This window comes from Methylobacterium sp. WL7, from assembly GCF_008040085.1.
GTDB classification, from domain to species: Bacteria; Pseudomonadota; Alphaproteobacteria; order Rhizobiales; family Beijerinckiaceae; genus Methylobacterium; species Methylobacterium mesophilicum.
On sequence record NZ_VRVG01000006.1, the window covers coordinates 55,740 to 67,404 of the forward strand.

15 protein-coding genes are annotated in these 11,665 nt (G+C 70.0%); 5 read left to right on the top strand and 10 right to left on the bottom strand.

Annotated elements, in window-relative coordinates:
- Complete coding sequence (locus FV233_RS03100) at positions 1-912, bottom strand: UDP-3-O-acyl-N-acetylglucosamine deacetylase (protein ID WP_147857044.1); 912 nt, start codon at positions 910-912, stop codon at positions 1-3.
- Between the two features lie 246 nt (positions 913-1,158).
- On the opposite strand from FV233_RS03100, the gene FV233_RS03105 reads away from it, so the two are divergent.
- From FV233_RS03105 to FV233_RS03125, 5 genes are all read left to right on the top strand, one after another.
- The gene (locus tag FV233_RS03105) at positions 1,159-1,845 is read left to right on the top strand and encodes a Crp/Fnr family transcriptional regulator (RefSeq protein ID WP_147857045.1); all 687 of its coding nucleotides are present in this window, start codon (positions 1,159-1,161) and stop codon (positions 1,843-1,845) included.
- Between the two features lie 4 nt (positions 1,846-1,849).
- Positions 1,850-2,905 (top strand): ABC transporter ATP-binding protein, encoded by a 1,056-nt coding sequence (locus tag FV233_RS03110; RefSeq protein WP_147896581.1) that lies wholly within the window; start codon positions 1,850-1,852, stop codon positions 2,903-2,905.
- Positions 2,906-2,957: 52 nt separating this feature from the next.
- Positions 2,958-3,875 carry an ABC transporter permease subunit gene (locus tag FV233_RS03115; RefSeq protein ID WP_147856789.1) on the top strand — a complete coding sequence of 306 codons (918 nt, stop codon included), beginning with the start codon at positions 2,958-2,960 and terminating at the stop codon, positions 3,873-3,875.
- A complete protein-coding gene (locus FV233_RS03120; RefSeq protein ID WP_147896582.1) occupies positions 3,872-4,645 on the top strand; it encodes an ABC transporter permease subunit in 774 nt (257 codons plus the stop codon). The genes FV233_RS03115 and FV233_RS03120 overlap by 4 nt, the downstream gene beginning before the upstream one ends.
- 133 nt (positions 4,646-4,778) lie before the next feature.
- Positions 4,779-5,003 (top strand): hypothetical protein, encoded by a 225-nt coding sequence (locus tag FV233_RS03125; protein WP_147856787.1) that lies wholly within the window; start codon positions 4,779-4,781, stop codon positions 5,001-5,003.
- Between the two features lie 20 nt (positions 5,004-5,023).
- Here the strand turns inward: FV233_RS03125 and ureG are convergent, their stop codons facing one another.
- The 9 genes from ureG to FV233_RS03170 all read right to left on the bottom strand — a co-directional run bounded on the left by ureG (position 5,024) and on the right by FV233_RS03170 (position 11,607).
- A complete protein-coding gene (gene ureG / locus FV233_RS03130; protein ID WP_147856786.1) occupies positions 5,024-5,641 on the bottom strand; it encodes an urease accessory protein UreG in 618 nt (205 codons plus the stop codon).
- Positions 5,642-5,650: 9 nt separating this feature from the next.
- On the bottom strand, positions 5,651-6,340 hold the full coding sequence (locus FV233_RS03135; RefSeq protein WP_147896605.1) for an urease accessory UreF family protein: 690 nt from the start codon (positions 6,338-6,340) through the stop codon (positions 5,651-5,653).
- Positions 6,327-6,845, bottom strand: coding sequence for an urease accessory protein UreE (locus FV233_RS03140; RefSeq protein ID WP_147896604.1), 519 nt, complete (start codon positions 6,843-6,845; stop codon positions 6,327-6,329). Before FV233_RS03140 ends, FV233_RS03135 begins: the two co-directional genes overlap by 14 nt.
- Before the next feature lie 4 nt (positions 6,846-6,849).
- Complete coding sequence (locus FV233_RS03145) at positions 6,850-7,335, bottom strand: DUF29 domain-containing protein (protein ID WP_147855856.1); 486 nt, start codon at positions 7,333-7,335, stop codon at positions 6,850-6,852.
- 33 nt (positions 7,336-7,368) lie between these two features.
- Entirely contained in the window at positions 7,369-9,096 is a 1,728-nt protein-coding gene (gene ureC / locus FV233_RS03150; protein WP_147855855.1) for an urease subunit alpha, read from the bottom strand.
- Between the two features lie 5 nt (positions 9,097-9,101).
- On the bottom strand, positions 9,102-9,518 hold the full coding sequence (locus tag FV233_RS03155) for a type II toxin-antitoxin system VapC family toxin (protein ID WP_187277800.1): 417 nt from the start codon (positions 9,516-9,518) through the stop codon (positions 9,102-9,104).
- The gene (locus FV233_RS03160) at positions 9,515-9,811 is read right to left on the bottom strand and encodes a type II toxin-antitoxin system PrlF family antitoxin (RefSeq protein ID WP_147855853.1); all 297 of its coding nucleotides are present in this window, start codon (positions 9,809-9,811) and stop codon (positions 9,515-9,517) included. The genes FV233_RS03155 and FV233_RS03160 overlap by 4 nt, the downstream gene beginning before the upstream one ends.
- 91 nt (positions 9,812-9,902) lie before the next feature.
- Entirely contained in the window at positions 9,903-10,523 is a 621-nt protein-coding gene (locus tag FV233_RS03165) for an urease subunit gamma (protein WP_147855852.1), read from the bottom strand.
- A gap of 70 nt (positions 10,524-10,593) precedes the next feature.
- The gene (locus FV233_RS03170) at positions 10,594-11,607 is read right to left on the bottom strand and encodes a LysR family transcriptional regulator (protein ID WP_147896583.1); all 1,014 of its coding nucleotides are present in this window, start codon (positions 11,605-11,607) and stop codon (positions 10,594-10,596) included.
- Positions 11,608-11,665 lie beyond the last annotated feature (58 nt).

Here is an 11,665-nt window from a genome sequence, read left to right on the forward strand (position 1 = left end):
TCAGACCAGCTCCCAGGCCGTGGGCTCGCGCATCAGTGCCCGGACCAGCGCGTGGTTCAGCTCGTGGCCGGTGTGGAACGCCGCGACATGGCCTTCCACCGGGTGCCCCACCAGCATCAGGTCGCCGACCAGGTCCAGGATCCGGTGGCGGACGGGCTCCGCCGGGACGCGCATCCCGCCGATGACGCGTCCCCGCCAGAGAAGTGCCGCCGAGCGCGTGGAGACGCCCTGCAGGAAATCCTCGCCCACGGCGTAGCCGTAGGCGCGTCCCGCCATGGCGCGAACGTACCGTCCGAAGCTGCGCGCGGGCGCGATCTCCTGCACGAAGCGGTCCGGCGTGATGACGCCGGACCAGTCGAGCGAGCCGAAATGGGCGAGCGCGACGTGGCCGGTGACGTGCAATCCCAGGCCCGGCCCGATCTGGATCAGGCGCCGCCCATCCGCGACGGTGACCGTCCGGCGCATCCGCAGCACCCGGCAGGGGGCGGGCTGCTCGGTCCGACCCACATCCCGGATCGCCGCGCACCAGGGGGTCGCGCTCCCGTCGAAGATCGGCAGCTCGTCCGCGTCGATCTCGACCAGCACGTTGTCGACCCGGAGCGCGTGCAGGGACGCCATCAGGTGCTCGATCGTGCGCACGAGCACCCCGTCCCGCCGGATCGCAGACGAGAGCGGCTGCGATTCCCGGAACTGCCACAGGGCCGGAACATCGACGGCCTCCCCCGTATTCAGGCGGCGGCGGAAGACGATGCCATGTCCCGCAGGCGCCGGGCAGACGCGAACCCTGGCATAGCGGCCGGAATGCAAGCTGTGGCCGGAGCGCTCGAACGCATCGGACAATGTCGCCTGCCGCCGGACGAGCGGGCTGAACGAGCCGGCGAAGGGATGAGCGATGTCGAACGTCTGGTGCATTGCGAATCGTCTGGCGCCGAGGCGCGGGAAATTATCCCTCTCCACCGATTCCCGCTAATAAACTCCTGTTCAGCCAAGCGCGGCTTGACCGGCCCGCGCGTGACCGTCACCATCGATTTCGCCTCATCGCTGGCGCGCGGCCGGGTCGGCGCGCCGCTCCAAGATGCGGGCTGCTTCCGTCCCCACAGTTGCTGGTCGGCACCCGTCAGGACAGGGACGGAGGCTGGGGCCGAAGGGACAGGATCGATGGCGCGGTTGGGGACGATACCCTTCTTCAAGGATCCGGGCATCGAGCTCGGTCCGTTCGAGACCCGCTGCCACTGGCGCCGCTTCGACGAGAACGAGGTGTTGGTCGACTTCGACGACATCTCCACGGACGTCTACTTCATCGCCACGGGCGAGGTCCGCATCCTGAACCGGACCCAGTCCGGCAAGGAGGTGATCCTCGGCGAGATGCGCGGCGGGGCCTTCTTCGGCGAGCTCGCCGCCATCGACGGGATCGGCCGCTCGGCCAACGTCACGGCGCTGACCCGCGGTGAGGTCTGCGTGGTGCCGGCCGCGGTGTTCCGCCAGATGGTGTTCGCCTCCGAGGCGATCGCCGACCGGCTGTTCCGGCTGCTGGCCAAGCGCGTGCGCGAACTCAACACCCGGCTGATGGAGCACGCGCTCCTGGACCTGAAGCACCGGCTCTATGCCGAGCTGCTGCGCCTCTCGGTCCCGCGGTCGGGCACCTCCGGCGAGCGGGTCGTGTCGCCGCCGCCCTACCACCACGTGCTGGCCGCCCGGATCGGCTGCCGCCGCGAGCAGGTCACCCGCGAGTTCACCGCGATGGCGGCCGAGGGCCTGGTCGACCGCACCCGCGGCGCCCTGGTGCTGCGCCGGCCCGATCTCCTCGAGGCGCGCGTGGCCGAGGCGCTGCGCGAGGATTCCTGACGCTTTGGCCGACGCACCGGCGCTGCGCCTGCGGCTGGAGGATCTCACCAAGCGCTTCGGCAGCCACCTCGCCGTCGATGCGGTGAACCTCACGCTGGAGCCCGGGGAGTTCTTCTGCCTGCTCGGGCCGTCCGGATGCGGGAAGAGCACCCTCCTGCGCATGATCGCGGGCTTCGAGATCCCGAGTTCCGGCCATGTTCGCCTCGGCGAGCAGGACCTCACGGCGCTGCCCCCGCACCGGCGGCCCGTGAACATGATGTTCCAGTCCTACGCGCTGTTCCCGCACATGAGCGTGGCCGGCAATGTCGGCTACGGCCTCAAGGGACTGGGCCGGGCTGCCGCCACGGCCCGCGTCACGGAGCTGCTGCGCCTTGTCCGCCTCGACGGTTTCGGGGATCGCCGCCCCGACACCCTGTCGGGCGGGCAGCGCCAGCGGGTCGCGCTCGCCCGGGCGCTCGCCCGCGAGCCGAAGCTGCTGCTCCTGGACGAGCCCCTCGGCGCCCTCGACCGGGGCCTGCGCGAGGAGACCCAGGCCGAGTTGCGCGCCGTGCAGCGCCGCCTCGGCACCGCCTTCGTGGTGGTGACGCACGATCCCGAGGAGGCGATGATGCTCTCCGACCGCGTCGGCGTCATGGAGCATGGCCGGCTCGCCCAGGTCGGGACCCCGGCCGAGTTGTACCGCCGCCCGGCCAGCCGCTTCGTGGCGGGCCTGCTCGGCGACGTGAATCTCATCCCGGGCCGGCTGGGACCCGCCGAGCCCGGCGACACCCGCACGGTGGAGACCGCCCACGGGCCGGTCCGCGCCGCCGCGCCTTCGTTGCCCGAGGGCGCCTCGGTCGTGGTCGCCGTGCGCCCGGAAGACCTCGTCCTCGGCGCCGAGGGCCTGCCGGTGACGATCGCCGACGCGACCTTTCTCGGCGACCGCCTGCGCCGCACGCTGCGCCTGCCCGATGGCACGCTGCTGCGGTCGAGCGGCAGGCCGGGCGGCGAGCGGGAATCCGCGGGTTCGGACACCCGCGCCGGCTTCGCCCCGAGCGACGCCGTGATCCTGCCGGCATGATGCGCGCTGCAATGACCCGGGCCCGCCCGGCCGGGACCCTGGAGCGGCAGCCATGAGGGTGAAGGCGCCCGGAAAGCGGCTTTTCGACCGGCTCGTGCGCCTGCCGCCGCTGCTCTGGCTGTCGGCCTTCTTCCTGCTGCCCGTCGCCATCACGCTCAAGATCAGCCTGTCGGAGCCGGCCACCGCGATCCCGCCCTACCTGCCGGTCTTCGACTGGCAGGGCGGTATCGAGGGCTGGTCGTCCTTCCTCGAAGCCCTGAACCTCGACAATTACGCGACGCTCGCCGCCGACACGCTCTACCGCGATGCCGCCCTCGGCTCGCTCGCCTACGCCGCGGCGTCCAGCCTGATCCTCGTCGCCCTCGGCACGCCGCTCGCCTACGCGCTGGCCCGGGCGCCGTCGCGATGGCAGCCGCTCCTCGTCGCCCTGGTGGTGGTGCCGTTCTGGACGAGTTTTCTGATCCGGATCTACGCCTGGATCGCGATCCTGAAACCCGAGGGACTGCTGAACTTGATCCTGCTGCGCCTCGGCCTGGTCTCCGAGCCGCTGATCATCCTGAACACCGATGCCGCGATTCTCATCGGTCTCGTCTACGCCTACCTGCCGTTCATGGTGCTGCCGCTCTACGCGGTGATGAACCGGCTCGATCCCGCGCTGCGCGAGGCGGCGGCGGATCTCGGCGCCTCGCCGACGCGGGTGTTCTGGTCGGTGACACTGCCGCTCAGCCTGCCCGGGATCGCGGCCGGGGCCGGGCTCTGCTTCATTCCGATGGTCGGCGAGTTCGTGATCCCGGATCTCCTGGGCGGCTCGGAGACCCTGATGCTCGGCCGGGTGCTGTGGAGCGAGTTCTTCTCGAATCGCGACTGGCCGCTCGCATCGGCCGTGGCGGTGCTGATCCTCGCTATCGTCATCGGGCCCGTGGTGCTGTTCCGCGACAGCCTGCGCACCGGCGGGGAGGGCCGTCCGTGACCTGGGTGACCCGCACGGCGCTGACGATCGGGCTGATGTTCCTGTACGCGCCGATCCTGGTTCTGGTCGTCTACTCGTTCAACGCCTCGCACCTGGTCACCGTCTGGGGCGGATTTTCCATGAAGTGGTACGGCGCCCTGTTGGCCGACGCGCCGCTGATGGCGGCGGCGTGGGTCTCCCTGCGGGTCGCGCTGTTCACGAGCCTGATCGCGACCATCCTGGGAACCCTGGCGGCTCTGGCCCTCGAACGCCACGGCCGCTTCCGCGGGCGGGCGCTGTTCACCGGACTGATCTTCGGGCCGATGGTGATGCCGGAGGTGATGATCGGCCTGTCACTCCTGCTGATGTTCATCGGGATCGGCATCGACCGGGGCATCGCCACCATCGTGATCGCGCACGCGACCTTCTGCACCGGCTTCGTCGCCGTCGTGGTGGCGGCGCGCCTGCGCGGCCTCGACCGTGGGCTTGAGGAGGCGGCCGCCGATCTCGGTGCCGGTCCGTTGCGGGTGTTCCTCACGATCACGCTGCCGCTGCTCGCGCCCGCCGTGCTGGCCGGCGCGCTGCTCGCCTTCACGCTCTCGCTCGACGACCTCGTGATCGCGAGTTTCGTCTCGGGCCCGGGCTCGACCACGCTGCCGATGCGGCTCTACGGCCAGGTTCGGCTCGGGGTGAATCCCGAGATCAATGCCGCCTCGACGATCCTCGTCGTACTGGTCAGCACGTTCGTCCTGCTGGCCTCCTGGCTGACCGTCCGACGCGCGAACGCCTGAGCGCCGATTCATCCCGCGGGAGACGGTCCCAGCCGCGCGCCAGGTGCGCCCGCGCACGCAGCCCCACGCCGGTGGATCATAGGCTTGCCGGGATTCGGCTGCTGAAGCGGCCGTTCCCCGAGGGACCACCGTCATGATCCGTGCCCTGACAACGATCTCCCTGGCAGCACTCCTCCTGGCCCCGGCGGCGCAGGCCCGCCCGACCCGCGCGCAGGCGCAGCCATCGCCCAGCCCCGCCGTCAAGGCGCGCCAAGCTGCGCTGAAGGATTTCGACGCCCGGATGAGCCGCCTCGATTCCCTGATGGGCCTGTCGCCCCGGGCGGCCCCCCGGTCCCGCTCGGCGGAGGCCGGGCGCTAGTACGCGCAACGTCGGAAGGGCTAACGGCCGAGGCCGCCGGCCTCCTCGATGAACCGCGCGACCGCGTCCGCACCATCGCCGCCGCGCAGGGATGCGAAGACGTAGGGCCGGGCGCCGCGCATCCGCTTCGTGTCGGCCTCCATCACCGACAGGTCGGCGCCGACCAGCGGCGCGAGATCGATCTTGTTGACGATCAGCAGGTCCGACCGGGTGATGCCGGGACCGCCCTTGCGGGGAATCTTCTCCCCGCCGGCCACGTCGATCACGTAGAGGGTGATGTCGGCGAGTTCCGGTGAGAACGTTGCCGCAAGGTTGTCGCCGCCGGATTCGATCAGCACCAGGTCGAGCTTCGGGAAGCGCCGGCTCATCTCGGCGACCGCGGCGAGGTTGATCGAGGCATCCTCGCGGATCGCCGTATGCGGGCATCCGCCGGTCTCGACGCCCAGGATCCGCTCCTCCGGCAGCGCGCCCGCCACCGTCAGGATCCGGGCATCCTCCTTGGTGTAGATGTCGTTGGTGATCGCGCAGATCTCGTAGCGGTCGCGGAAGCGCTTGCAGAGCTGCTCCATCAGGGCGGTCTTGCCGGAGCCCACGGGGCCGCCGATGCCGACGCGGAGCGGGCCGTTCGAGGAGGTCATGCTGCGTTCTCAGGATCGGAAGATGCGGGAATACTGGGTCTCGTGCCGGAACGAGCCGAGATCGAGCCGGATGGTGGCAGACCCGATCGCGTCGAGATCCGCGTCGTGCGCCGCCTCCGCGAGCCGGACCAGGAGGGGTGCGAGCGCCGCGACCACCCGCGTGCCGGCGGCCTGACCGACCGGGGCCGCACGCAAGGCCGCCGAGACGAGGTTCTGGACGAAGGCGAGGGCGTAGGCCGCAAGCGTCGGCGGCAGTGCCATGCCGTGCGCGCCCGCGGCCGCGCCGACCGCGACCGGATAGGCGACCGGTCCCGGAAGCCGGCCGGCCAGCGCCGAGAGCCGTTCGCAGGGCCAGGCGCCCAGGGTTGCGTCGAGGAAGCTGCGACCCTGCTGGCTCGTCTCCAGATGCAATTCGCGCGACGGCGCCAGGGCCAGGGCGAGATCGTTGATCGCGGCGATTCCGTCCGGTTCGGCGGCGCCGGCCGCCCGATGGGCGTGGGCTGCCAGGATCAGGTCGTTGCGCAGGGCGCCGTGCTCGCACACGTCCGCCAACCACGCGGCGAGGCTCGGCTCGTCCTGCACGTCGCCGGTCTCGGCGGCCCATTCCAGGCCGTGCGAATACGCGTAGGCTCCGACCGGATACCCGGGCGACAGCCACGCCATCAGCCGGAGTGCCGCCAGCGTCTCAGCCATCGGCATGGTGGTGATGATGCGGGCCGTGCGCATCCCCGTGCGCATCCCCGTGCCCATGCCCATGGCCGTGCGCGTGCCCGCCGGAATAGGCTCCCCCCTCCGGCCGGAACGGGCGCTCCACGGGTTCTGCCGTCCCGCCGAGCCCCCGGACCATGTCGGCGAGCACGTGGTCGTCGGCGATCCACACCGCCTCCGCGCCGATCTCGGCCGGGATATGCCGGTTGCCGATGTGCCAGATCAACCGCCTCAAGGCGTGCTCGCTGGCGGCGCGGATCTCCAGCAGGCGCTCCGGCGCGGCCTCGACCCAGACCAGGCGGCCATCCTCCAGCACCAGGGCATCGCCGTCGTCCAGCACGACCGCCTCCGGCAGATCGAGCAGAAACCGCAGGCCCCCTTGCCCCCGCATGCCGACGCGGCGGCGATGACGCTCGCCGGAATCGAGGACCACCCGGTCGACGATCTCGCCCCCGGACAGGTGCTCGCGGCGGAGGATTCGGGTGGCGCGGATCATGAACTCAGGATTGGTCAATGAGATCGGGCTCCTTCGGCAGGAAGCCATCGGCCAGCGCGTTCTCAAGGGTGAACGGCGGCTGCTCCGGGAACAGGGTGAAATCGATCCCCGTCTGCTCGGATGCCTTGCGGCGGCCGGACATGTAACACACCGCGAAGACGTCGCCGGGATAGCGGCGCAGGCTCGGGCTGGCATCGAGAAGTTCGGCCAGCCCGTTGCGTTGCTCCGCGATCGTTCCCTTCCAGCTGCTGCAGCGAAGGCCGGGCTGGTATTTCCACTTCAGCAGGTGCGTGAGCAGAACGGTCAGACGGTTGCGGATCTCGCGCTTGTCGCTGGCGCCCACGCTCGCCACCTCGTCGATCAAATGGTCCAGGTCGAGCTCGTCGAAACGGCGGGCGCGCAGCAGATCGGCCTGGGCCTGCGTCCAGAGGAAGAAGTCGGTCTCGTAGAGGTCGGCCCTCGGTGGTGGTTTCAGCGCGGCCTTCGCCATGTCCGGCCTCCTGTTCGTTCGCGCCACGATAGCTCAGAACAGGAAATAGCGCTGCGCCATCGGCAGCACCTCGGCCGGCTCGCAGACCAGGAGTTCGCCGTCGGCCCGCACGTCGTAGGTCTCGGGATCGACCTCGATCACCGGCGTGGCATCGTTGAGCACCATGCTCTTCTTGGAGATGCCGCCGCGGACATTCTCCACGGCGACCAGCTGCTTCTGCACCCCGAGCCGCTCCCGCAACCCGTCCTCCACCGCCGCCCGGGACACGAAGGTCAGGGCCGTCGCATAGGGCACGCGGCCGTAGGCGCCGAACATCGGGCGGTAATGCACCGGCTGGGGCGTCGGGATCGAGGCGTTCGGGTCGCCCATCGGGGCGGCCGCGATGCTGCCGCCCTTCAGCACGAGATCGGGTTTCACGCCGAAGAAGGCGGGTGTCCAGAGCACGAGGTCGGCGAGCTTGCCGGGCTCCACCGAGCCGATATGCTTCGAGACACCGTGCGCGATGGCCGGGTTGATCGTGTATTTCGCGACGTAGCGCCGGGCGCGCAGGTTGTCGGTGCCGGAGGCGTCCCCCGCGAGCGCGCCGCGCTGCCGCTTCATCTTGTCGGCGGTCTGCCAGGTGCGGATCACGACCTCGCCGACGCGCCCCATGGCCTGGCTGTCCGACGACATCATCGAGAGCGCGCCGATATCGTGCAGGATGTCCTCGGCCGCGATCGTCTCGCGCCGGATCCGGCTCTCGGCGAAGGCCAGGTCCTCGGGGATCGACGGGTCGAGGTGGTGGCAGACCATGAGCATGTCGAGATGCTCGTCGATGGTGTTTCTTGTGTATGGGCGTGTTGGGTTCGTGGACGACGGGAGGACGTTCGGCAGCCCAGCGACCTTGATGATGTCGGGTGCGTGGCCGCCGCCCGCGCCCTCGGTGTGGAACGCGTGGATCGTGCGGCCCTTGAACGCCGCGATCGTGTCCTCCACGAAGCCCGACTCGTTGAGCGTGTCGGTGTGGATCATGACCTGGATGTCGTGAGCGTCCGCCACCGACAGGCAGGTGTCGATCGCTGCCGGAGTCGTGCCCCAATCCTCGTGGAGCTTCAGCGCGCAGGCCCCCGCCCGGACCATCTCGACCAGGCTCTCCGGCCGAGAGGCGTTGCCCTTGCCGGCGAACGCCAGGTTCATGGGTAAGCTGTCGGCCGCCTCGATCATCCGGGCGATGTGCCAGGGGCCCGGCGTGCAGGTGGTGGCGAAGGTGCCGTGCGCCGGCCCGGTGCCCCCGCCCAGCATCGTGGTCACCCCCGAGCACAAAGCTTCCTCGATCTGCTGCGGGCAGATGAAGTGGATGTGGCTGTCGAACCCGCCCGCCGTGAGGATCTTGCCCTCGCCGGCGATCACCTCCGTGCCGGGCCCGACGACGATGTCGATCCCGGGCTGCACGTCGGGGTTGCCGGCCTTGCCGAGCTTGAAGATCCGGCCCCGCACGATGCCGACATCGCATTTCACGATGCCCCAATGGTCGAGCACCACCGCGTTGGTGATCACCGTATCGACGGCCCCCGCCGCGTTGGTGACCTGGCTCTGGCCCATCCCGTCGCGGATCACCTTGCCGCCGCCGAACTTCACCTCCTCGCCGTAGGTGGTGAAATCACGCTCGACCGTGATCTCGAGGGCGGTATCGGCCAGGCGTATGCGGTCGCCCGTGGTCGGCCCGAACATGTCGGCGTAGGCGGCCCGGGGGAGGGCGGCGGGTTTGGGCGTGTTGGCCATGAATATCAGGGCTCCCGGCGCAAGCGCGTGAAGGCGTCCGCGGGTTCGGCCTTCCGATCGAAGGTCAGCGTCGTGAGGCAGCCGGCGGAGCGGTTGATGGCGCCGATGAGGTGATCGGCGAAGTCGCCCTTTCCGCCAGCCCAGGCTGACAGGGCGGCTTCGGCCGCCTCGCGGTGATCGACGACGACATTCGACGCGTTGAGCAAGCGGCGGATCACCGAGACGAGGGCGGCTTTCTTCTGGCGCAGGGGCCGCGCCAGGATCCAGACGGTTTCGGCAAGCACGACCGCGTTGACGAAGAACTGAGCGTCGCGCCGGCTCAGAGCTTCCGTCGCGAGCGCAGTCTGCTCCGGCGCGTCGTCCGGCCACACCGTCTCGTCCACGAGCCACCGCAGCAGCACGTTCGTGTCCAGCCCGATCACGCCTCGTCGTCCTGGGAATCGTCGTGCGTCCGTTCCCAGCGGGCGCCGCGGCTCGCCTCGATCCAGTCGGCCACGCGCGCGCCGTCGACCGGCGCGATCGGATCGCAGGTGTCACGGCCGACGATACCGCGAAGCGCAGCCAGCGCGTCCGTGCGTGCCTCGACGAGGAAGCGTCCGTGCGCATCCTGCGTGAAGACAAGCTTGTCGCCGGCCTTCACGCCCAGCGCCCGGCGGAGCGACGCCGGCACCGTCACCTGCCCCTTCGACGTCAGCGTGGCCTCCGTCGCCTTCATCTCGGCCTCCTTACCGTATGCCCGGACAGTAAGGAGGTTCCTGAACGCCGGACAAGACCGATCAGCGTGCAGGCGTGGCGCTTGGCCATGGTCACAGCTTGCCCATCACGTCGCCCCGGAAACCGTACACGGTGCGTCCGCCCGAGAGCGGCACCAGCACGACCTCCCGGGTGGAGCCCGGCTCGAACCGCACCGCCGTGCCCGGCGCGATGTCGAGGCGCCGGCCGCGGGCCTTCTCGCGCTCGAAGACGAGGCCTGGGTTCACCTCGAAGAAATGGTAGTGCGAGCCGACCTGGATCGGCCGGTCGCCGGTGTTGGCGACCTCGATCACCGCGCGGTCGGCGCCGACGTTGAACACGATCTCGCCGGGCAACGTGGTCACCCGGCCCGGCACGTCGGCCGAGAGCGCCCCGCGGATCGGGTGATGCACCGTCACGAGCTTCGTCCCGTCCGGGAAGGTCGCCTCGACCTGGATGTCGGGGATCATCTCGGCGATGCCGGGCATCACCTGGTCGGCCGTCAGGACGTTCGCCCCCGCCTGCATCAGCTCGGTCACGGTGTGCCCGTCGCGGGCGCCCTCGACCACGAAGTCGCTGATCAGCGCCACGGCCTCGGGGTGGTTGAGCTTGACGCCGCGCGCCAGGCGGTTGCGCGCCACCTGCGCCGCCATGGCGATCAGCAGCTTGTCCTTCTCGCGGGGCGTCAGCAGCACGTGAGAACCTCGTCGTTGCGGCCGTGCGAGCAAGAAACATGCGCGCCGCGGGGTCAAGGCTCGGCGCGTCTCACTCCGACATCCCGGTGAACCCGGCGAACAGATCCGGCAGCGTCTCGCCCCGGATCCGGCTCGGCAGATCGCGCGGATGGATGAACTCGTCCCGGAACCATGGGTAGCGGCTCCCGTCGAAAGAGCCGCGCAACCAGTCGATCACCCGGCGGACGCGGCCGATCCGCTCCGCATCGGGGTGGTAGGTCAACCAGATGTCGAGACTTGTGCGGCCGAGATTGTCCACCGGGACGACCTGGGCGCCGATGGCGGTCGCATAGGTCGGCAACAGGCCGATCCCCGCGCCTTTCGCGATGGCCCAGTAATAGGCGCTGCTGACGTTGATCTTCAGCGTCACCGGAATCTCCGCGGGAAATCCCTCCAGGCCTTTCGCATAGTCTTCCAGGCGAATCGTCTGGCTCGCGGCCTGGACCACGATCCGGTGCCGGGCGAGGTCCGCCGGCTTCTCGGGCAACCCGTAGATCTGCTCGTAGCTGCGCGCGGCGTAGGGCATGACGTGCATGCGCCCGAGCTTGACCATCCGCAGGTCGGGGCTCGTCGGCCGCGTGAGCTGGATCGAGACATCCGCCTCCAGCCGCAGCACGTCGGCGGATTCCATGGCGCAGCGCAAGTCGACGGTCAGGCGCGGGTTGGCACGCTGAAACTCAACCAGCCGCGGTGCCAGCCAGAACGCGCCGAGGCCTTCCGTGACCGCGATTCGCACCTCGCCGGTCTCGGCGAACGGGGCTGCGTCGCCCGCCAGCATCAACCCGAACGCCGCCGCCTCCATGCGGCTGGCAGCCTCCAGGATCGCGCGTCCCTCGGCGGTCAGCCGCACCCCATCGATGTGCCGGGTGATCAGCGGCGCGCCGATCCGCGCTTCGAGGTCGCTGACCCGCCGCCGGATCGAATTGATCGAGAGGCCGAGGCTGGCCGCCGCGGACCGGAAGCTGCCGCACCGATGCAGGGTGAGGAACACCCGGACACTCTGCCAATCGGGCATCGAGCCGTGGTCGACCTCGACCCGTTCCATCCGCGGAACACCCCTGTTTCAAATCATGCACATACAGCGGCTGCGCTAGATGCGAAGT

Bases quoted from the DNA above. Each gene is read 5' to 3' on its own strand.
- FV233_RS03100 (WP_147857044.1), bottom strand. From the start codon at position 912: ATGCACCAGACGTTCGACATCGCTCATCCCTTCGCCGGCTCGTTCAGC.
- FV233_RS03105 (WP_147857045.1), top strand. From the start codon at position 1,159: ATGGCGCGGTTGGGGACGATACCCTTCTTCAAGGATCCGGGCATCGAG.
- FV233_RS03115 (WP_147856789.1), top strand. From the start codon at position 2,958: ATGAGGGTGAAGGCGCCCGGAAAGCGGCTTTTCGACCGGCTCGTGCGC.
- FV233_RS03125 (WP_147856787.1), top strand. From the start codon at position 4,779: ATGATCCGTGCCCTGACAACGATCTCCCTGGCAGCACTCCTCCTGGCC.
- ureG (WP_147856786.1), bottom strand. From the start codon at position 5,641: ATGACCTCCTCGAACGGCCCGCTCCGCGTCGGCATCGGCGGCCCCGTG.
- FV233_RS03135 (WP_147896605.1), bottom strand. From the start codon at position 6,340: ATGCCGATGGCTGAGACGCTGGCGGCACTCCGGCTGATGGCGTGGCTG.
- FV233_RS03140 (WP_147896604.1), bottom strand. From the start codon at position 6,845: ATGATCCGCGCCACCCGAATCCTCCGCCGCGAGCACCTGTCCGGGGGC.
- FV233_RS03145 (WP_147855856.1), bottom strand. From the start codon at position 7,335: ATGGCGAAGGCCGCGCTGAAACCACCACCGAGGGCCGACCTCTACGAG.
- ureC (WP_147855855.1), bottom strand. From the start codon at position 9,096: ATGGCCAACACGCCCAAACCCGCCGCCCTCCCCCGGGCCGCCTACGCC.
- FV233_RS03160 (WP_147855853.1), bottom strand. From the start codon at position 9,811: ATGAAGGCGACGGAGGCCACGCTGACGTCGAAGGGGCAGGTGACGGTG.
- FV233_RS03170 (WP_147896583.1), bottom strand. From the start codon at position 11,607: ATGGAACGGGTCGAGGTCGACCACGGCTCGATGCCCGATTGGCAGAGT.